This is a genomic window from Paractinoplanes atraurantiacus (assembly GCF_900215205.1).
Classification (GTDB): domain Bacteria; phylum Actinomycetota; class Actinomycetes; order Mycobacteriales; family Micromonosporaceae; genus Actinoplanes; species Actinoplanes atraurantiacus.
In genome coordinates, this window is sequence record NZ_OBDY01000002.1 from 1 (window position 1) to 19,761 (window position 19,761).

At 72.1% G+C, this 19,761-nt stretch carries 21 protein-coding genes; 11 read left to right on the forward strand and 10 right to left on the reverse strand.

What is annotated here, in order from left to right:
* Positions 1–216 precede the first annotated feature (216 nt).
* The gene (locus CRP55_RS06675) at positions 217–708 is read right to left on the reverse strand and encodes an NUDIX domain-containing protein (RefSeq protein ID WP_097318793.1); all 492 of its coding nucleotides are present in this window, start codon (positions 706–708) and stop codon (positions 217–219) included.
* The gene (locus CRP55_RS06680; RefSeq protein ID WP_097318794.1) at positions 701–1,483 is read right to left on the reverse strand and encodes an Rv1486c family protein; all 783 of its coding nucleotides are present in this window, start codon (positions 1,481–1,483) and stop codon (positions 701–703) included. The genes CRP55_RS06675 and CRP55_RS06680 overlap by 8 nt, the downstream gene beginning before the upstream one ends.
* 89 nt (positions 1,484–1,572) lie before the next feature.
* On the opposite strand from CRP55_RS06680, the gene CRP55_RS06685 reads away from it, so the two are divergent.
* A complete protein-coding gene (locus tag CRP55_RS06685) occupies positions 1,573–2,373 on the forward strand; it encodes a DUF3097 domain-containing protein (RefSeq protein WP_097318795.1) in 801 nt (266 codons plus the stop codon).
* Here the strand turns inward: CRP55_RS06685 and pdxR are convergent.
* The gene (pdxR, locus tag CRP55_RS06690) at positions 2,360–3,745 is read right to left on the reverse strand and encodes a MocR-like pyridoxine biosynthesis transcription factor PdxR (protein ID WP_097318796.1); all 1,386 of its coding nucleotides are present in this window, start codon (positions 3,743–3,745) and stop codon (positions 2,360–2,362) included. The genes CRP55_RS06685 and pdxR overlap by 14 nt on opposite strands.
* Before the next feature lie 57 nt (positions 3,746–3,802).
* Between pdxR and CRP55_RS06695 the strand changes: the two genes are divergently transcribed.
* Together CRP55_RS06695 and CRP55_RS06700 are read left to right on the forward strand one after the other, a co-directional pair.
* Complete coding sequence (locus CRP55_RS06695; protein WP_097318797.1) at positions 3,803–4,759, forward strand: DMT family transporter; 957 nt, start codon at positions 3,803–3,805, stop codon at positions 4,757–4,759.
* Positions 4,760–4,769: 10 nt separating this feature from the next.
* A complete protein-coding gene (locus CRP55_RS06700; RefSeq protein WP_245922851.1) occupies positions 4,770–5,495 on the forward strand; it encodes an SDR family oxidoreductase in 726 nt (241 codons plus the stop codon).
* Position 5,496: 1 nt separating this feature from the next.
* On the opposite strand, the gene CRP55_RS06705 is transcribed toward CRP55_RS06700, so the two are convergent.
* Both CRP55_RS06705 and CRP55_RS06710 read right to left on the reverse strand, forming a co-directional pair.
* Entirely contained in the window at positions 5,497–5,958 is a 462-nt protein-coding gene (locus CRP55_RS06705; protein WP_097318799.1) for an SRPBCC domain-containing protein, read from the reverse strand.
* 8 nt (positions 5,959–5,966) lie between these two features.
* Positions 5,967–7,286, reverse strand: coding sequence for a serine hydrolase domain-containing protein (locus CRP55_RS06710; RefSeq protein ID WP_097318800.1), 1,320 nt, complete (start codon positions 7,284–7,286; stop codon positions 5,967–5,969).
* A gap of 132 nt (positions 7,287–7,418) precedes the next feature.
* On the opposite strand from CRP55_RS06710, the gene CRP55_RS06715 reads away from it, so the two are divergent.
* The 3 genes from CRP55_RS06715 (at position 7,419) to CRP55_RS06725 (ending at position 9,340) form a co-directional block, all read left to right on the forward strand.
* Entirely contained in the window at positions 7,419–7,868 is a 450-nt protein-coding gene (locus CRP55_RS06715; protein WP_097318801.1) for an NfeD family protein, read from the forward strand.
* A gap of 9 nt (positions 7,869–7,877) precedes the next feature.
* Positions 7,878–9,008, forward strand: a complete 1,131-nt coding sequence (locus CRP55_RS06720) for an SPFH domain-containing protein (RefSeq protein ID WP_097318802.1) — start codon at positions 7,878–7,880, stop codon at positions 9,006–9,008.
* 125 nt (positions 9,009–9,133) lie between these two features.
* Positions 9,134–9,340: a hypothetical protein gene (locus tag CRP55_RS06725; RefSeq protein WP_097318803.1), complete on the forward strand. Its 207-nt coding sequence runs from the start codon at positions 9,134–9,136 to the stop codon at positions 9,338–9,340.
* A gap of 12 nt (positions 9,341–9,352) precedes the next feature.
* Here CRP55_RS06725 and CRP55_RS06730 read toward each other — a convergent pair whose 3' ends face one another.
* From CRP55_RS06730 to CRP55_RS06740, 3 genes are read right to left on the reverse strand one after another with little or no spacing between them, the layout of a single operon-like run.
* A complete protein-coding gene (locus CRP55_RS06730) occupies positions 9,353–10,189 on the reverse strand; it encodes a TrmH family RNA methyltransferase (protein ID WP_097318804.1) in 837 nt (278 codons plus the stop codon).
* A 5-nt stretch (positions 10,190–10,194) separates the two neighbouring features.
* Positions 10,195–10,782 (reverse strand): dihydrofolate reductase family protein, encoded by a 588-nt coding sequence (locus tag CRP55_RS06735; protein ID WP_097318805.1) that lies wholly within the window; start codon positions 10,780–10,782, stop codon positions 10,195–10,197.
* Positions 10,783–10,798: 16 nt separating this feature from the next.
* Positions 10,799–11,476, reverse strand: coding sequence for a hypothetical protein (locus tag CRP55_RS06740; protein ID WP_179855039.1), 678 nt, complete (start codon positions 11,474–11,476; stop codon positions 10,799–10,801).
* A gap of 102 nt (positions 11,477–11,578) precedes the next feature.
* On the opposite strand from CRP55_RS06740, the gene CRP55_RS06745 reads away from it, so the two are divergent.
* From CRP55_RS06745 to CRP55_RS06755, 3 genes are all read left to right on the forward strand, one after another.
* Complete coding sequence (locus CRP55_RS06745) at positions 11,579–12,121, forward strand: GNAT family N-acetyltransferase (RefSeq protein WP_097318806.1); 543 nt, start codon at positions 11,579–11,581, stop codon at positions 12,119–12,121.
* A gap of 8 nt (positions 12,122–12,129) precedes the next feature.
* The gene (locus CRP55_RS06750) at positions 12,130–13,278 is read left to right on the forward strand and encodes a MalY/PatB family protein (RefSeq protein ID WP_097318807.1); all 1,149 of its coding nucleotides are present in this window, start codon (positions 12,130–12,132) and stop codon (positions 13,276–13,278) included.
* Positions 13,279–14,430: 1,152 nt separating this feature from the next.
* Positions 14,431–15,588 (forward strand): globin, encoded by a 1,158-nt coding sequence (locus tag CRP55_RS06755; RefSeq protein WP_245922852.1) that lies wholly within the window; start codon positions 14,431–14,433, stop codon positions 15,586–15,588.
* A 1-nt stretch (position 15,589) separates the two neighbouring features.
* Here CRP55_RS06755 and CRP55_RS06760 read toward each other — a convergent pair whose 3' ends face one another.
* Both CRP55_RS06760 and CRP55_RS06765 read right to left on the reverse strand, forming a co-directional pair.
* Entirely contained in the window at positions 15,590–15,955 is a 366-nt protein-coding gene (locus CRP55_RS06760) for a cupin domain-containing protein (RefSeq protein WP_097318808.1), read from the reverse strand.
* Entirely contained in the window at positions 15,945–17,237 is a 1,293-nt protein-coding gene (locus CRP55_RS06765; protein ID WP_097319211.1) for a MurL-like N-terminal domain-containing, read from the reverse strand. The genes CRP55_RS06760 and CRP55_RS06765 overlap by 11 nt, the downstream gene beginning before the upstream one ends.
* A gap of 78 nt (positions 17,238–17,315) precedes the next feature.
* Here CRP55_RS06765 and murD point away from each other — a divergent pair, with 78 nt between their 5' ends.
* Positions 17,316–18,665 carry a UDP-N-acetylmuramoyl-L-alanine--D-glutamate ligase gene (gene murD, locus CRP55_RS06770; RefSeq protein WP_097318809.1) on the forward strand — a complete coding sequence of 450 codons (1,350 nt, stop codon included), beginning with the start codon at positions 17,316–17,318 and terminating at the stop codon, positions 18,663–18,665.
* Between the two features lie 46 nt (positions 18,666–18,711).
* Positions 18,712–19,761 (forward strand): HoxN/HupN/NixA family nickel/cobalt transporter (locus tag CRP55_RS51970; protein ID WP_179855040.1); only part of this gene is annotated, 1,050 nt, incomplete at its 3' end.

Below are 19,761 nucleotides of genomic sequence, written 5' to 3' on the forward strand. Positions count from 1 at the left end.
GAGGGCGCGAGGGCGAGGGCGAGGGGGAGAAAACGAGGGCGTAAGGGCGCGAGGGGGCGGGGCGGGAGGGCGAGGCGAGAAGGGGAGGGCGAGGGGGCGAGGAGCGAGGGGAGAGGGGAGAGGGCGAGAAGGCCAGGGGGAGAAGGCGACGGCAAGGGGGTGGGGAGAAGCGGCCGGGGGGAAGAGGGCGGCCTGAGGCGTCCTAAAGGGATGGCGCTAGCGGGAGGCGAACCAGCGGTTGGCGATTGCTGTGTGCAAAGTGAAGCCCAGCTCCTCAGGGGCGGCCAGGATCTGCCAGCCGAGGGACTCGTCGTTCGGCTCGGACAGGGGCATGTCGGAGACGTGGGCCAGGGGTGGCAGCAGGCCGAAGACGAGCAATGTGCCGTCGGGGGCGCTCAGGGTGTCGTACAGGCGTACCTCGGAAGGGTTTGCCTGAAGCCCGGTCTCCTCGAAGAGTTCGCGGACGACGGCCTCGGGCCACGCCTCGCCGAAGTCGATGAAGCCGCCGGGCAGGGCGAGCTTGCCGGCGGCCGGGGGGATGGCGCGCCGGACCGTCAGCAGGCCGCCGCCGACCGGCTGGACCGCGACACCGACCGGGGCCGGGTTGCGGTAGGTGGTCTCGCCGCAGGCGCCGCAGCGGCGCGGCCAGTCGCGTACGGCGCCGAAACGGGCCCCGCAGAACGTGCAATGCAGGAACCGGTCAGGCATGCAGCGGCGAGTTGCAGGCGGCGACCAGTGCCTGCCGGCACGCGGTGGTCAGCGGGCGCAACGCCGCGTCGCGTTGCTGCGCCTCGAAGCCGTTCACCGCGCCGCCGGGCGCGTTGCTTCCGGCGAGCGCCAGCACCTGGTCGAGCACGCTGGCCCGGGCGAACAGCCGGCGGGCGCGCGGGTCGAAGCCGGGCGGCAGCGTTGCCGTGCTCTCCGGGCGGCGCAGCTGTTGCAGCGCGCCGGCCAGCTCGGGTTTCCACTGGGCCACGTCGAGCTTGGTCAGCTGGGCCGTGGCCTCGGACAGGGCCAGGGTCAGCTCGCTCTCGGCCTCGGCCGCGCCCATCTGGAAGACCGGGCGGTATCCCTCGACCGGGAAGTAGCGCCACACCACCGTCTCGAACTCGACGCCGGAGCCGGAGACATGCCGGCGGACGTCGGGCACCACGCCGAAGTCGGGGGTCATCACGGCCTCGCCGGCCAGCATCGCGGCGCCGGTCAGCTCGCCCGGGCCGGGCAGGCCGCGCGGGTCGCCCGGCGCGGGCAGGACCAGCCGGATGTCGTCGGGGTGCACCTTGGCGAACGCCGGGAGGCCCTGCGGCAGCGGCACGTCGGTCCAGGTGCCGGGCGCGTCGGCGAAGAGGTGCTCCTCGTCGTGGGCGATCTCGTCGGCGAGCTCGTCGAACGGCACGAGCCCGGCACGCCAGGCGCGAACCCAGGACACGAACCGGGTGGAGCGCCGCGTGGTGCGGGTGGCCGCATCAGCTGCGGGGGACATGCGAGCAAGGGTACGTGCCCACCGGGAAGCTTGTCTCGGCCGGAGAGTCATAAGTCCCGTGTCTCAGCGCACGGGTTACGGTGCCTTGCATGTATGGGGAGGACGTGCTGAAGGGCGACTGGCGCAAGCGGAAGGTCGCGCCCGAGGTGGACGCCGAGCGGGACCTGGTGGTCGAGGACGCCGAGTCCGGCTTCTGCGGCGCGGTGATCGGCTTCGAGCTGGGCGCGGTGGTGCTCGAGGACAGGTTCGGCAAGCGGCGCAACTTTCCGCTGGCGCCGGCCGCGTTCCTGCTGGACGGTCGCCCGGTCACGCTGCGCAAGCCGGCCGCGGCCCCGGCGCAGGCCCAGCGTCGGGTCACCGCGTCGGGCTCGATCGCCGTCGACAACGTGCGGGCGCAGGTGGCCAAGGCGAGCCGCATCTGGGTCGAGGGCATCCACGACGCGGCCCTGGTCGAGCGGATCTGGGGCGACGACCTGCGCATCGAGGGCATCGTGGTGGAGCCGCTGGACGGCATCGACGACCTCGCGGGGGCGGTCCGCGGTTTCCAGCCGGGCCCGCAGCGCCGGCTGGGCGTGCTCGTCGACCATCTGGTGGCGGGCTCGAAAGAGAGCCGGATCGTGGCCGCCGTCACCGACCCGAACGTGATGGTCACCGGTCACCCGTATGTCGACATCTGGCAGGCGGTCAAGCCGGAGCGGGTGGGCCTGTCGAAGTGGCCGGTGATCCCGCCCGGCCGCCCCTGGAAGGAGGGGATCTGCCAGGCCGTCGGTGTGCGCGAGCCGGCCGACATGTGGCGGCGGATCCTGCGCTCGGTGAGCAGCTACAAGGACGTCGAGACACCGCTCATCAACTCGATGGAGCGGTTGATCGACTTTGTCACGGTCCCATGATGCTGGCGAGGCGGCGCGCGGCCTCGGCGAGGCGATCCGGCGGCTGCGCCGCATAACCCAGGATCAGACCCGGCGGTCCGGGTTCCATGCGGTGCCACGACAGGGGATGCACGAGTACGCCCGTACGCGCGGCCGCCCGTTCCGCGAGCACCGTGTCGGGCGTGTCCCCGGGCGTCATGATCAGCAGGTGGAGCCCGGCGGCGACGCCCGTGACACGGCAGCCCGGCAGGTGCTGCCTCAGCCCGGCCAGCAGGGCATCACGCCGTCGCCGCTGCCGTGACCGGACGGTCCGCAGATGCCGCTCGTAGTCGCCGCTCGCCAGCAGCCGGGCCAGCACCAGCTGAGGCAGGGCCGGGTTGCCGAGATCGCTGTCGTGTTTGGCCGCGAGCAGCTCGGCCTGCATCGGCCGGGGCGCCACCAGCCAGCCGAGCCGCATCCCCGGGGCAAGGGATTTGGAGACGCTTCCGCAGTACGCGACGTGATCGGGCGCCGAGCCTTGCAGGGCCGCGACCGGCGCCCGGTCGTAGCGGTGCTCGGCGTCGTAGTCGTCCTCGATGATCAGCCCGGGCCATGTGAGGAGCGCCCGCCGCCGGGCCGGGCTCAGCACGACCCCGGTCGGGAACTGGTGGGCCGGGGTGAGCAGGGCCGCGTCCTGGGTCAGCGCGCCGACCCGGAGCCCCTGCTCGTCGATGGGCACCGCCTCCGGGCGTACACCCCAATGGGCCAGCTGGTCCCTCGCCCCGCGTGACCCGGGGTCCTCGACCGCGACAGCGGTCCTGTTCCGCGCGTGCAACGTCTGCGCCAGCAACGCCAGGGCCTGGGCGACGCCGCCGACCACGATGACGTCGTCGGGCTCGCAGCGGACCCCGCGGACGCGGGCCAGCCAGGACGCCAGCTCGGTGCGCAGGCGCGGCGTGCCGCCCGGATCGCCGTAGCCCAGGTCGGCCGCGGTGATCTCGTCGAAGACCGCCCGCTCGGCCCGCAGCCAGGCGGCGCGCGGGAAGGCGGCGAGGTCGGGAACGCCGGGGGACAGGTCGATGTCGATGCCGTCGGGCGGCGGCAGCGGTAGCCGGATCGCGGCCAGGGCGCGGCGGCGGTCGGTGGTCCGGGCCGGCGTCGCCGGTGCGGCCGAGACGATCGTGCCGGCGCCGGTGCGCGCGGTGGCCAGCCCTTCGTCGACGAGCCGCTGGTAGGCGTCGACGACGACGCCGCGGGAGACGGCGAGCTCGGCCGCGAGGAGCCGGGTCGCGGGCAGTTTGGCGCCGGGCGTGAGGCGGCCGGTGGTGATCGCGGCGCGCAGGGCGCCGGCCAGCCAGGCGGTGAGGCCCTTGGGCGGCGCCTCGTCCGGCCGGAGCTGGAGGAAGTCGGACATTGGTCCTCCTGGGTGGACCTTGATTGGCCCTTCAAGCGGACCATACCGCGGACGAGCATGACTGGTGTGAAGTCTCTACCCGCCCTTTCGGGCGCCCTCGGAATGGTCTTCGTCGGTGGCAGCGTGGCCGTCTCGGGCGTGCTCGTCGACGCGCCCAACCTGACCGTGCAGGCCCTGCGGTACGCGGTGGCCTGCCTGTTGCTGCTGCTCTACGCCCGGCTCATCGGCCGCCGGCTGGTGCGCCCGCGCGGCGCCGAATGGCTCTGGCTGGCCGGCGTCGTGGTCACCGGCATGTTCGTCTTCAACCTGGCCCTCGTGCACGGCGCCGAGCACGCCGAGCCGGCGGTCCTCGGTGTGGCCGTGGCCTGCGTGCCACTGCTGCTGGCGGTCGGTGGCCCGCTGCTGGAGGGCCACACGCCGGCGCCGCGGCTGTTGCTGGCGGCGGGGGTGGTCACGGCCGGGGCGGTGCTCGTGCAAGGGCTGGGGCGGGCGGACGGGATCGGGTTGCTGTGGGCCCTGGTCACCTTCATCTGCGAGGCCGGCTTCACGCTGCTGGCCGTCCCGCTGCTGAACCGGCACGGGCCGCTGGGCGTGTCGGTGCACTCGACGTGGATGGCGGCCGGGGTGTTCGGCGTCTTCGCGCTCTTCGTCGAGGGCCCGTCGCCCCGCCTGCACGCCTCGCACGTGTTCGCCGGCGTCTACCTGGCCGTCGCGGTGACCGCCTTGGCGTTCGTGCTCTGGTACACGTGCGTCTCGCGGTTGGGCTCGGCCCGCGCCGGCCTGCTGACCGGCATCGCGCCGATCGCGGCCGCCGCCACCGGCGTGGCGCTCGGCGGCGACATGCCCAGCCCGCTGGTGTGGGCGGGCATCGCCCTGGTGACCCTCGGCCTGGCTGTGGGTATGACCCCCTCGCCTCCGCGAATCAGTGATACGCGGAACTCGTATCGTCGCTTCCGGGCGTGCTATGGTCCTCGTATCAGCGATACGCAGTGGGCGTATCGGCATGATCATTGAGGTGAGACTCATGGCTGTAGCTGTTGTCACCGGTGCGTCGCGCGGGATCGGCCGCGCCGCCGCCATCGCCCTCGGCGCCGCCGGCAACGACGTGGTCGTCGGTTACGCCGGATCGCCGGCGGCCGCCGAGGAGACCGTCGCGCTGGTCACCCAGGCCGGCGGCCGTGCCGTCGCGGCACAGGCCGACGTCGCCGACGAGCAGGCCGTGGCCGGCATGTTCGACCTGGCCGAGAAGGAGTTCGGCGGCGTCGACGTCGTCGTCAACTCGGCCGGCCTGATGCTGCTGTCCCCGCTGGCCGACCTCGACCTCGACGATTTCGACCGCATGCACCGCACCAACATCCGCGGCAGCTTCGTGGTCGCCCGCGAGGCCGCCCGCCGCCTGCGCGACGGCGGCGCCGTCATCATGGTCTCCACCTCGGTGGTGGGCCTTCAGTTCCCGGCCTACTCGGCCTACGCCGCCAGCAAGGGCGCCGTCGAGGCCATGATCCTGGTCCTGGCCCGCGAGCTGCGTGGCCGCAACATCACCGTCAACGCCGTGGCTCCCGGCCCCACCGCCACCGACCTGTTCCTCAACGGCAAGGACCAGTCCGTCATCGACAACCTGGCCAAGCAGCCCCCGCTCGAGCGCCTCGGCCAGCCCGAGGACATCGCCGGCGTCATCGCCTTCCTGGCCTCCCCGGCCGGCCACTGGGTGAACGGCCAGACCGTCCGCGCCAACGGCGGCATCATCTGAGTCACCCCTCGAGGTGCTCCGCGAGGTTGGCCAGCGAGGAGTTCATGCCGGTCGCGTGGTCCTCGGCCGAGATGCCGGCCGGCACGTCATCGGCCCGGAACTCCACGCGGGTGCCCCGCTCGACCGCCGTGACCTCCCAGGTCATCGTCATGGTTCCGGCCTGGTCCGGATCGTCGGAGACGAAGTCGACGGCCTGCACGACCCGCACGCCGGGGACGACGTCGACGAAGCGGGCCTCGACGACGTCCGAGTCCGCGGTGGTCTTGCCGGGCGCGGCCGCGGCGTCGGCGTAGGTCAGCACGAGCCGGTACGACCCGCCCGGCCGCGCGTCGAACCGCTCGAACCGCCCGCTCATCCCGTCGGGTGGCAGCCAGGCCGTGAGCGCCTCGGCGTCGACGAGCGCCGCGTACACCCGGTCGACGGGAGCCGCGATCACTCGGAAAGCCGTGTCGGTTCTGGACATCGAACTCCTCAGGCCAGGTGGGAGGGGTCGCGGCTGAAGACGAACGTGGCGATGTCGAGGCCGGCGACCTCACCCTCCGGGCTGCGCAGGACCGCGAGGACCTCGCCCTCGTTCTCACCGTCCACGCCGCGCCAGCGGTCGGGGGCCTCCCTCGTGAAACGGGACCAGTGGAACGGTCCGGTCATCTCCAGGGCGTCGCCGTCGGTGACGATCTCATATTCGCGGCCCATCCACCACCAGCGGCCGACCAGGGCCGCCGCCTCGCCGGTGGGCGGGGTGGACGGCTGCCACGGCGCCGGCGGGGCCGGGGGCTCGGCGTCCAGGACCGTGGTCAGGGCGTCGAGGGCCACCTGCTTGATGGTGGTGCCGGTCAGGCCGTACGCGTTGGCGAACGCGACCACGCCCAGCCGGCTGCGGCGGTGGACCGCGAGCTGGGCCACGTAGCCGGGCATGGAGCCGCCGTGGCCGACGAAGACGCGCTCGCCCACCCGGAACAGCTGGGGGCCCAGGCCGTGCCCGGCCGTCCACGACTCCAGGTCGCTGATCACCACGGGGGCGCACATCTCGTCGACCGTCTCGCGGGACAGCACCGTCGGTGCCGGGTCGGTCCAGAAGGCCGCCCACTTGGCCATGTCGGTGATCGTGGACCAGAGCTGGCCCGCCGGGGCCATCGCGCCCGAGTCGAGGCGCGGCTCCTCGTGCATCGCGCCGCCCAGCGCGTGGACCACGTAGCCGCGGGCGAAGGGCTCGACCGGGGCGTACGTCGTCCTCTTCATGCCCAGCGGGTCGAGCACCCGCTTGGCCGCCAGGGCCTGCCAGCTCTCGCCCGTCACCTTCTCCAGCACCGCGCCGAGCAGGCCGTAGGCCAGGTTGGAGTAGCGGAAGCGGCGGAACGGCGGGCCGGCCACCTTGTCGTAGCCGAGCTCGGCCAGCAACTGGTCGACGTCGCCGCCGGTGGCCCGCTCCCACCAGGCGCCGTCCGGCTCGCGTTGCAGGCCGGAGACGTGGCCGAGCAGCTGGCGCAGGGTCACGCCGCCGATCGGGGTGCCCGGCAGGTGACGGTAGAGGAGGTCGTCGAGGGCGAAGAAGCCCTCGTCGCGCAGCTGCATGACCATGGTCGCGGTCAGGGTCTTGGTGATCGAGCCGAGACGGTACTGCGTCTTCGCGTCCGGCCGGGGATGCTCCCCGGCGAAGGACTGGTGCAGCACCGCCCGGTCCCGCACGATGGCCAGGGCGAACGACGGCGTACGCCCGTCGGACTGCGCCCGCGCGGCGATCTCATCGACCCGCCGGCCGGTCTGCGGTAGCAGCGATGGAATCGGCGACACGGTGGACCCTCTCGATAAACGACTGATGGGTACAACTATGTAAGACGGATTGAGTGTCGCCCCCGATGCCCCGAATCTGCGCTCGGTGTATGGGAAGTCGCCGTACGTGCGCGGGCGTGCAACGATCGTGGTGTGGAAGCGGTTCTCTGGATCGTGCTAGGCATCGCATTGGCGATCGCCGAGGCTTTCACGGCCACGTTTCTCATCATCTTCTTCGCGGCGGGCGCTCTCGCCGCGGCCGGTGTGGCCGCCCTGGGCGCGCCGCTGCTGGTCCAGGTGATCACGTTCGCGCTGGTCTCCGGCGTCTCGGTCGGCGCGCTCCGGCCGATCATCATGCGGCACGCCAAGCCCGCCTCCGAGACGGGCGAGACGCCGTTCGGGGTGGAGGCGATCGAGGGCAGCCACGGGCTGGTGCTCGAGGAGGTCGACGCCGACCGGGGCATGATCAAGCTGGACGGGGAGCTCTGGCAGGCCCGTTCCTTCGACGGCAACGAGAAATACCTACCCGGCGAACGCGTCCGGGTCATCAAGGTCAAGGGCGCCACCGCCATCGTGTGGCGCGACGACCTGCCCAACATATAGAGAGGCGCCATGGAAGCTGTGATCGGTGTACTCATCATCGTGATCGTGGTGTTCGCCATCGTCACGTTGCTCCGGTCCGTCCGCATCGTCCCCCAGCAGCGTATGGACGTCGTGGAGCGCCTGGGCAAGTACAAGCGGACCCTCAGCCCGGGTCTGAACCTGCTGGTGCCGTTCGTCGACTCGGTGCGCAGCAAGGTGGACATGCGCGAGCAGGTCGTCTCCTTCCCGCCCCAGCCGGTGATCACCTCCGACAACCTGGTCGTCTCGATCGACACGGTGCTCTACTTCAAGGTGGTCGACCCGGTCCGGGCCACGTACGAGATCGCCAACTTCCTCCAGGCCATAGAGCAGCTGACCGTCACGACGCTGCGTAACGTCATCGGCTCGCTCGACCTGGAACGTGCGCTCACCAGCCGCGAGGAGATCAACCGGCACCTGTCGTCGGTGCTGGACGAGACCACCGGCCGCTGGGGGATCAAGGTCACCCGCGTCGAGATCAAGGCGATCGAGCCGCCGCCGAGCATCCGCGACTCGATGGAGAAGCAGATGCGCGCCGAGCGTGACCGCCGGGCCGCGATCCTGAACGCCGAGGGTCACAAGCAGTCGCAGATCCTCACGGCCGAGGGTGAGAAGCAGGCCGCGGTGCTGCGGGCCGACGGTGACCGGCAGGCCCGCATCCTTCAGGCGGAAGGCCAGGCCAAGGCCATCCGTACGGTCTTCGACGCGATCCACACGGCGAACCCGTCGCAGAAGGTCCTGGCGTACCAGTACCTGCAGGCCCTGCCCCAGATCGCGAACGGCTCGGCCAACAAGGTCTGGATCGTGCCGACCGAGCTGACCAAGGCCCTCGACGGTCTGGGCGGCGCCCTGGGCGGTCTGGCCAACATGGCCGGCGACGCGCCCAAGGCGGGTGTCGACGCGGCCGCCGTCGAGCGCGAGGCGGTGGCCGCGGCCCAGGCCGCGGCGGCCGAGGCCAGCAAGATCAATGAGGCCGTACGGGAGGCGGAGGCTCAGGTCAGCGGCGACCCCGACAAGACGGCCGCCCTGCCCGCTCCCGAGCCGATCCCGCCGTCGGCCGCCCTGGGCGGCGCCGACTACAACGGCGCGGCCGATCTCGAGGGGCGCCGCGAGCGCGCCTGAGGATCTGATCACGGCGGATTTTGATCACGGCCGGCCCGAACGGGTCGGCCGTGTCGCGCCCGAGCGGTGATAATCATGCTGCCGCCCGGTTTCTCGCGCGGCCATGGAAGCTTCAGGAGGCACGGATGTCTGAGTCCACCGCAAATTCCGAGTCCCCGGACGAGACGCCGGAAGCCGAGCAGCCCGAGGAGTTCCTGAACCGCGCCGCCCGTCGTGCGGCCAAGGGCAAGGCCAAGGGTCATCAGCACCACACCGAGCACTCGCACGGCGGCCCGCACGGCCGCGGCTCGGTGCAGAGCCCCCGGCAGTACGGGAACCGCCGCAGTGGATAGCCTTCAGTCCGGTCAAGGGTGGCCGGCGGGGTGGTTGGACGGGTAAATCTCGGAGTCGTCGCGGCCCAGCTCCCAGAAAGCCACTGCTGCGGCCGCGGCGACATTCAGGGAGTCCACGTTGCGGCGCATCGGAATCTTCACCGGTACGTCGCTGGCGGCCAGCGCGTTCTTCGACAGGCCCGGCCCCTCGGCGCCGAGCAGCAGGGCCGTGCGCTCCCGCTGCTCCGTGGTCAGCCGCTGCAAAGCCACCGCGTCGGGGTCCGGGGTCAGGGCGAGCACGGTGAAGCCGGCGTCGCGCAGCTGTTGCAGGCCCTGCGGCCAGGGCTCCAGAGTGGCGTACGGGACGGCGAAGACCTCACCCATGCTCACCCGCACGCTGCGCCGGTAGAGCGGATCGGCGCAGGTCGGCGACAGCAGCACCGCGTCAATGCCCAGGGCGGCCGCCCCGCGGAAGACCGCACCGATGTTGGTGTGGTTGTTGACGTCCTCGAGCACGGCGACCCGGCGCGCGCCCTCGACGACGTCCGCGGCCGACGGCAGCGGCCGGCGGTGGAACGACGCCAGCACACCCCGGTGCACGTGGAAGCCGGTCACCTTCTCCAGCACGGCCGGCGTGGCGGCGTAGATCGGGGCGTCGTCCGGCAGGTCGGCGATCTGATCGGTGCGCTTGGCGTCGATCAGATAGGACCGGGGGCGGTAACCGGCCCGCAGCGCCCGCCGCAGCACCAGCTCACCCTCGGCGATGAAGAGCCCATTGGGCGGCTCCCACTTGGTGCGCAGCTCCAGGTCGGTCAGCGCGTGGTAGTCGCCCAGCCGCTCGTCGCCCGGGTCGGTGATCTCGAAAACCACTGGTGTCAGTCCACCCGGTACGTGAGGTGGGTGGCGTGGCCCGAGGCCCGCACGTGGATCTGGCGCAGCTGCCGCGGCGACGCGCCGTCGAACAGCGGGGTGCCCGAGCCGAGAAGCACCGGCGAGAGATGAAGCCGCAGCTCGTCGACGACACCGGCCTCGATCGCGCCGCGGATCACCGCGCCGCCGCCCATGATGACCACGTCCCGCTCGTCGGCCAGCGCGGTCGCCTTCGCCACGGCGCTGCGCACACCGTCCACGACGAAGCTGAACCGGTCGCCCAGCCGTACGGAATCGGGAGGGTTGGACGTCACGACCAGCACCGGCGGGACCGCGTTGAGCCCGGCACCGTAACCCACCTCGTCGTTCCACCCGTGCGGGCCGTCGACGATGTCGAACAGGGCCCGGCCCATGACGACGGCGCCGGTCGCGTCGGTCGTCTCCTGGAGAACGGCGCGGTCGATCGCGTCGCCCTCGAAGACCCACCGGTGCAGGCCCTCGCCTCCGGTGCCGAGCCCGTTGTCCGGACCGGGGTCAGGCCCGGTGACGAACCCGTCCAGCGAAACCGAGATGTCGGCGACCACCTTTGTCATGCACCGAGCATGCCATTCAGGTCTTCGGGATCAACCGCCCACCCGTCCAGGCGAGCCCGGTTCCGGCCGCCAGGAGCAGCAGGGCGCCCACGGTCGGCAGCGGTTGCCGGGCCTCCGCGCCGGCGCCGAGAGCAACAGCGGCAAGCATGAGGAGTACGCCGTCGGCCGGGTTGACGAGGCGCGAGCGGAAGACCGCCCAGCCCAGCACCAGCCAGCCGATGCCGGCCGTGGCGGCGGCGGTCACCGCGACGAGATGCAGCTGATCGGCGGTGAGCGGCGCCCCGGCGGCCACCGTGCCCTTGGGCAGCGCGGCCAGGGGCAGGGTCAGCACCAGCCCGCCCAGGCCCAGCAGCAACCCGGCCAGCGCCGTCCGCCGGGTCCGGGCGCCGGCCAGCAGCCCGGCCAGGGCGATCATCGCGATGGCGGCCAGCCAGTTCGCGGCCACCTCGACGACCAGGGGCCCGGGCGCGGTGTCGATGCCGAGCGTGGTCCATCCGTACAGCAGGGACGCCGCCGGCAGCGCCCACAGCGCGAGGCGCGCGTACCGCCGTACACCCCAAACCCAGACCGCCTCCCGCACCGGAAGATGGTCGTCGTGTCCCGCCGAGCCGGCGGGCGGGCGAGCGGCACCGACCCACGCCGGAGAGACCCGCAACGGTCGTCCGCTGGCCGTGCGGTGATGGCTGATGGTCATGGGTGTGCCCTCGCGTCGGCTCGGGAATCCTGGCCGAAGCCTTGCAAACGGCGGAGGTCCCCGCACACGGTTCCCGGAAAAAACGCCGATAGGCTGTCGCCGATGACTGAATTGCGCACCTCCCGCCTCATCCTGCGCCAGTGGCGCGACGACGACCTCGACGCCTGGGCCGAGCTGAACGCGGACCCGGAGGTCCGTGAGTTCTTCCCGTCGGTGCTGACCAGGGAGCAGTCGCGGGGCTCGCTGGAACACTTCCGGGCCGAGCTGGCGGAGCGCGGCTGGGGCTGGTGGGCCGTCGAAGCGCCGGACGAGGGCGGCCTGATCGGCATGGCCGGGCTTGATCCGGTCGACGAGGAGGTGCCGTTCCACGGGACCGAGGCCGGCTGGCGCCTGGCCCGGAAGGCCTGGGGGAAGGGTTACGCGACGGAGGCGGCGAGCGCGGTTCTCGAGTACGGGTTCACGCAGCTCCGCCTGCCGGAGATCCTCGCCATCGCGGCGGCCGGGAATGTGCGCTCCCACGCGGTGATGCGCCGCCTCGGCATGACCCACGACCCGTCCGACGACTTCGACGATCCGACCGTCCCGCCGGGCCCGCTTCGCCCCTCGGTCGTCTATCGGTTGCGCAACCCCCGCCTGGCCGCCTAGATGGACCCATGAGCGACGAGCTTCCGGTGGCGCCGTTGGCCGAGCTGCGGCGGCGGCGCAGTGAGAAATGGCGAGCCTTCCCGGGCGACGTGCTGCCCCTGTTCGTGGCCGAGATGGACTACGACCTGGCCCCACCGGTCACAGCGGCGCTGACCGAGGCCGTGAGCCGCGGCGACCTGGGCTACGCGTCGTCCACTCCGGAGCTGGGCCAGGCCCTGGCCGCCTTCGCCGGCCGCCAGTGGGGCTGGGAGCTCGACCCGGCCCAGGTCACAGCGGTCACCGACGTCGGCATCGGCGTGGTCGAGACGATGCGCGCCCTGGCCCGCCCCGGCGACGCCGTGGTGATCAGCCCGCCGGTCTACTCGCCGTTCTTCGACTGGGTGCCCGAGGTCGGCGCCCGCATCCTCGAGGTGCCCCTGGCCCGCGGCGCCGCCGGCTACCGCCTCGACCTGGCCGCCCTGGAGGCCGCGTTCGCCACCCACCCCGCGGCGTACATCCTCTGCAACCCGCACAACCCCGTCGGCCGCGTGCACACCGCGGACGAGTTGACCGAGCTGGTCCGCCTGGCCCGCCTCTACCGCGTCCCCGTGATCAGCGACGAGATCCACGCCCCGCTGGTCCTGCCGGGCGCGACGTTCACCCCGATCCTCGCCCTTCCCGGCGCGGCCGACATCGCGGTCAGCGTCATCTCGGCCAGCAAGGCCTTCAACACGGCCGGCCTGAAATGCGCGGCGGTGGTCACCGCCGGTCCTCGCATGGCCCAGGCGGTGGCCCGCTTCCCCACAAACCCCGACGACCGGGTGGGTCACCTGGGCGTCCTGGCCACGATCGCCGCCTTCACCGAGGGTGACGCTTGGCTGGCCTCGCTGCGCGCCACCCTGGCCCAGCGCCGCACCCAGCTCGTCGACCTGCTGGGATCTCACCTGCCCACCGTGACCTGGACCCCACCCGAGGCCACCTATCTGGCCTGGCTCGACGCTTCGGCCTTAGGCCGCGACGACGAGCCCCGCGACCACTTCCTCAGCCGAGCCCGCGTGGCCTTGGAGCCCGGCACGAAGTTCGGCGCCACCGGCGCCGGCCACATGCGCCTCAATTTCGCCACCAGCCCCGAAATCCTCACCGAGGCAGTGAAACGCATGGCCACCGCCCTGCCGTGAATTCCCTCCGCCGGCGGTGATCCCGGACGGCGGGCAGACGTTGAGTCGTAGCGGCGAAATGCGGTGGTTTGTAGCAGTACGGTGGAGGGGCAAGCCGTCCAGCGGGGGTGGGTAACGGTGACGTCCGGATCGGGTACGGGCTCCGGGGGAGACCAGCACTTGCTGGCCCTGCTGCGGGCGATCCGCCTGCGCCAGGCCGCCCCGGACGCGGTGGCGGCCGGCGTTGCCGACACCGCCGCGGCCCTGTACGAGCTCTCCCATCAGCGCGACGAGGACGAACATCCGGCGCTGCCCCCGGGCGAGGCACACAACGCCCTGCCCCCGGGCGAAGCCCATGGTGCCCTGGCCCCGGGCGAAGCGCACAGCATTCTGCCCCCGGGTGCGCCCCGTCTCGGTCTGCCCGCCGCCTCTCCGCACATTTCGGCCGAGGGTGCGAGTCCGGGTCAGCAACTGCGGCCGCGCTGGGCGGCGGCGGCCCAGGGCTCCCCGTCCCCGCCGCCGGATCTGATCGACCCCGTTCCACCGGCGGGTGCCGGCCGCGTCGTGCACTCGCCGATGGCGGAGGACGGGGAGCCGCCGCATTTCGATGACCTGCCGGAGAAGCGGGCGGACAGTGCTTCGACGGGACGGAGTTTTTGGGACCGAAGGCCCGCGCCGTCGCGGGCCCCGGGTGGCCGGCCCGTCATCTCGGGACTCACCAGCACGCCGCGGGTGACCAGGAATGCGGGGCCGGGTGGCCTGCCCGGGGATGCTGTGCCGCCTGGCCTGGGGCGGAACGAGGCGGGCGGCGCCGTCGCGTGGCCTCCCGTGCCTGGCGATTCCGATGCCGGGGGATTCGACGAGGACGATGGGGCCGAAGCGGTGGGGCGGCCGCATCGGAACCGGTTCACCGGGCTTCCTGTTCGGCGGCCCGGGTCCGAGATTCAGCCCACCACGTGGCCGGAAACAGGTGTCGAAGGGGCGGCCGGGAGCGGGAACGCACGGCCGCTCGGTGGTGGCTCGGCGGGCGGGGCGCGGGCTCGATGGACTGGGGGCGCGAGTGCGGGGGCCCGGCCTCGATGGGCGGCCGGGGGTCGTGGCGTACCGCAGGAGAATCCGAGTGGGATGCGGCGGCTGCCCGGGATGGACCTGCCTCATGTGATGCCGCCACTGGTGACGCGGGTGAATGCCGGGGACGGGATGGACCCGGCCGATGACGCGCTTCTGCGGCAGACGCAGCGGCTGCTCAGCACCAGTTTGACCTTCGCCGGTGGGCCGCTTGACGTGTCCGAGCGGCTGCGGGCCGCCCTGATGCAGGCGCAGCCGGGACTGCTGGCCACGCTGCCGGGTGGGGCGGCCACGCAGGTCGGGCAGCTGGCCAAGGCCATGACCTGGCTCGTGCACAACCTCGACCGGCCGCCGGTGCTCGTCGAAGGGTGCGGGCGGCTCGGGGCGGCGCTGGCCGCCTGCGGGATCAAGGCGGCGCAGCTTCAGCTGGTGGGGGCGGCGCTGGCCGAGGCCATGCGGACCGGCATGGCGGCCGGGCAGTGGCGGCTCGACTTCGATGTGGCCTGGCGGTCGACGTGGCAGCACGCCTATGAATGGATAGTGCACGGTGGAGCTTCCGCGGCCTATGCGCCGCCGGTCTGGGACGCGGTCGTGGTGGAGCATCAGCTGCGGCGGCCGGACCTCGCGGTCGTACGGCTAAGACCGTTCTTGCCCATGCCTTTCCGCGCCGGGCAATATGCGCGGATCCAGGTGCGTGAGTTGCCGGCGATCTGGCGGCCCTATTCGCTGGCGGGTGCGCCGGCCCGGGATGACGTGGTCGAGCTGCATGTGCGGGCCAAGACCGAGTCGGGGGTCAGCGGCACGCTCGTGCATCGGACGCGGGTCGGCGATCGGGTGCGCCTGAGCCGGGCCGAGGGCACGATGACGCTGCCGGCCGATCCGCGGCGGCACCTGCTGATGATCGCGGGGGACACCGGGGTGGTGCCTTTCAAGGCGCTGCTGACGCAGCTCGCCGAGACGGGGGACGAGCGGTCGGCGGTGCTTTTCTGGGGCGTACGGGATCTCTCGCAGCTTTATGACATCGAGGCGCTCACCGAGATCGCGCGGGCCGCGCGCCGGGCCACCGTCGTGCCCGTCGTCGCCGAGGGCGATCCCGGGCCGTACGCGCCGGGCCTGGTCACCGAGGCGGTCGCGGCCTACGGCGAATGGTCGGGCCACGAGGTCTTCCTGGCCGGCCCGCCGCTGATGGTGGCCGCCACGTCGGTGGCGCTGCACCAGCTCGGCGTCGCTCCCGAGCGCATCCACCACGACCCGCCGGAATGAGTCACGGCACCGCATAACCCGGAATCGACGGCCACCGGACCGTCAGCACCACCGACTCCTCCTCGGCCACCCACGAGTGGTCGACGCCGCGCCCCCACACCACGTAGTCGCCGGGCTCGGTCAGCACCACCGTGCGGTCCGGCAGCTCCACATGGAAGCGGCCGCTGATCAGCATGAGCAGGGCTTCCCGCTCCTCGCCGGTCACCCACCGCGCGCGACGGTCGCCCTTGACGTGGCGACCCCACTTGATCTCCACGTCGGTGCTGTGGCGCGGGTCGCCCGGCGGCCGGAAGTGGCCCAGCAGCCAGCCCTTCTCCTCCGGTGCGTCGACGTCGGCCTTACCGACGTAGATGCCGTCAGAGGGCATCCGTCAGGACCTTCGCGTACGCCGCGGGCACGAACGTCGGGCCGCCCGGGGTCAGCACGTCGTCGCGGGACGCGGCCGCCCATGCCGTGCCGGGCACCGCCGCCCGCAGCGCCACCAGCACCGGCGCGTCGTCGTCGAGCATGGAGAGCGCCACCAGCGACTCCTCCACCTCGCCGACGCACTCGAACGGCTTGTGCGCGTCGATGCCGAGCAGCTCCAGGAAGCCGGGCACCTGCTCGACGTCGGCGAACAGGTCCTTGCCGAAGATGCGGGTGAGCCGGGCCCGATCCATGGCCGGGGCCATGGCCAGGAAGACGAAACGGCACTTGGGGCAGTCACCGCACCAGCGGGCCGTCGGGTCGTGCAGCTTGAACGCCTTGTTGCAGCTGGTCACCACGTCGTCGTAGCGGTCGTGCCGCGCGTACAGCTGGGCGATGTGCAGCTCGGAGAGCGAGCGGAGCAGCGAGAAGTACGGCTCGGTGAGGCCCACGTGCGCGGTGATGGCGGCCCGCAGCAGGCCCTCGGCCTCGACGCCCTTGGACCACTGGTGGTTGACCTCGTGACCGTTCCAGATCAGGTTGGGGTCGGAGGCGGAGCGCTCGTTCGACATCACGACCGGCCCGAGCCCGTGCCAGACCGCGGTGGCGACGGCGATCAGCGAGTTGATCGCGGTGACCGGGATGTGGCCGTTGAGGGCGCCGGCCTTGTTCAGCTCGAACAGGCGCGGGTCGAGCTGACGGCGGGCGGCCAGCGCGTCCAGGCCGGAGGCGGCGTTCACGTTCTTGATCACCGGGTTGGGGTTGACCGAGAACGGCACCGGGTCGAGGCCGGCCGCGCGCAGGATCTCCAGGGTGACGATGGAGTCCTTGCCGCCGCCGACCGCGGAGAGCGGCCTCCTGCCGGAATTGTCGCTTTCCGCAGCTTTTGTCGCACCGGACGGCACCTCGACCACGGCCTCGAGCACGTGCGGGAGCTGGTTGCGGTACGCGTACTCGGCCATGCCCTTGGTGTAGACCGCGGTGAAGAAGTCGGCGGCGGCCGGCGGCACGGGCTTGGGGGCGACGATCCGGCGCGGGGCGCCGACCTTGAAGTAGCTCACCCCGGCGACGACATGGAGCAGATCGAGTACGCGGTGAAGCGCCTCCTCGCGGCTCTCGTCGCTTTGGTCAGGGACCGGCAGCGTGATCGTCTCGGTGAACTCCAGCGGCTCCGGGCCGTCGAGCACGTAGTCGAACGTCGCGACACCGGTCGACGGGTCGAAGGCGTACGAGGGGAAGCGCATGACGTCGAACTGCACCCGGAAACTCCTGTCGTAGGGCCGACCGGCAATACTAGTGCGACTCATCGAGGAGGGGACGACGTGCGCCTGGCAGACCTGAAAGGCCGCTCGGTGGCCGTGTGGGGGACCGGCCGGGAGGGGCGGGCCGCGGTCACCGCGATCGCCGCGCACGGGCCGTCGCGCCTGATGGCGGTCGACGACAGCGCCAACTTCCTGTCCGTGGAGTGGAGCTCCCCGCTGGCCGACCTGGCCCCGCTGGCCGGCGGCGATCACGCGTTCCCCGCCCTGGTCAGCGCCGACGTGGTCGTGCGCTCGCCCGGCGTGCCGAACACGCACCCGTGGATGGCCCAGCTGCGCGAGCGCGGCATCCCGGTCACCGGCGGTAGCGCCCTCTGGATGGCCGATCACGCCGCGCGCACGATCGGCGTCACCGGCAGTAAGGGAAAAAGCACCACGTCGAGCCTGATCAGCCACCTGCTCGCCGCCGTGGGCCGCCCCAACGTCTTCGGCGGCAACATCGGCGTACCCCTGCTGGATCTTCCCGAGGCGGAGCAGTACGTGCTGGAGCTGTCCAGCTACCAGTGCGCCGACCTGACCGACTCGCCGCACGTGGCCGTGGTGAGCTCGCTGTTCCCCGAGCATCTGGACGCGCACGGCGGCGAGCGCGAGTACTACCGCGACAAGCTCAACATCCTGCGGCACGACCCCGACCTGATCGTCGTGAACGGCGCCGACGACCGCCTGCGGGCCGAGATCCGCGGCGTCACCGACGTCAACGGCTTCCCGCCGGTGCCGGCCGCGGCCGACGACTCCCGCTTCCGCATCGAGGACGACACCGTCTACTGCTCGGACGAGCCGCTGTTCCCGCGCTCTTCCTTGAAGTTGAAGGGCGCCCACAACGGCCGCAACCTCTGCGTGGCGCTCGCGGTGCTCGACGGCATCGGCATCGACGTCCCCGGTCAGAAGGACGCGCTGGCCGAGGCCGTCGCCACCTTCGAGGGCCTGCCGCACCGGCTGGCCGAGATCGAGGACCCGTCCGGCGTCACCTTCGTCGACGACACCCTGTCGACCAGCCCGTACGCGACCATGCACGCCATCGACGCCTACGCCGGCCGCCCACTGACCGTGCTGGTCGGCGGCAACGACCGCGGTCTCGACTACTCCCCGCTACGAGAGTTCCTCCGCGACAAGCAACTGACGGTGATCGGCATGCCCGACAGCGGCCCGCGCATCGTGGCCGAGCTGGCCGGCCTCGACGGCATCGTGACCCACCAGGCCGACGATCTTCATTCGGCCGTACGCCTGGCCCGCGAGACCACACCGAGCGGAGGCGCCGTGCTGCTGTCGCCGGGCGCACCCAGCTACGGCCGGTTCCGCAATTACGAGCACCGCTCCGAGGTCTTCCTGGAAGCCATTCGCGAATCCGCATAAACCGGCCGACGGTCATCCGGGGGCCGTCCGGCGCCGAATCCCCGGCATGACGGACCACAGGGCACAGCGGCACATTCTTGTGGTGATGGCCGCGGTCGTCGGCCTGCTGCACCTAGCCGGCATCGTGGTGCTGTCCCGCGAGCCGGCCCTGGCCGGCGTCGGCATCGTCGCGTACCTGCTCGGAATACGGCACGCTTGCGACGCCCGGCACGTAGCGGTGATCAGCCGTTTCTCACGCTCGCCGTCGGCGGCCCTCTGGTTCTCGCTGGGCTCGGCCACCACGGTCTTCTCGGTGACATTCCTGCTGGCGATGATCGTGCGGCCGTCCGCGAGCGCCACCCCCGCCGGCGTCTTCCTGGCCATCCTCGGGGCCCTCAACCTGGTCGTCCTGATCGGCGCGCTCACGGGCCGTTCGGCCACCCTCTACGGCCTGCGCGGCCGCCTGAGCCGCTGGGTGCGCCACCCGTGGCAGCTCTTCCCGCTGGGCGTCATCGTGGGTTTCGGCCTCCTCATCACCGCCGAGACCGGCTTGCTGCTGCTGGCCGCCACGGCCGCCGTCCCCGACCTCCCACTGGCCGCCATCATCACCCAACCCCTGCTTTTCGCCGCCGGCTTGTGCCTGGTCGGTGCGGTCCAGGGTGTACGCATGTCCACCCCCACCGCCGGGCCCCCAGCCGCCATAGCTTTCACCACAATCGCCGCCGCGGGCACTCTGGCCATAGCCGCCATAGATCTGGCCGGCATAGACCTGACCCCCGCTGCCGCACCCGATCTGACGGGCTTTCCCCTAGCGGCAATCCTCCTCCTGGTGCTGGCCATCCCGGCTTTCCTGGCCTTCCGCCGCTACCGCCACCGTCCGGTCGGACCCGCCCTTTCCGGACCGCCCGCCGCCCCCTTCGCGCCGCCCGCTGCCCCTTTCACGTCGCCCGCTGCCCCTTTCGCGCAGTCCGCCGCCCTCTTCGCGCCGTGGGGCCCGCAGGCTTCCACGCCGCCCGTCGTGCCGCCTTCCGCGTCGCCCGTCGTGCCGCCCTCCGCGCCGCCTTCCGCGCCGCCCGTTGCGCAGGCTTCCGTGCCGCCCGTCGTGCCGCCTTCCGCG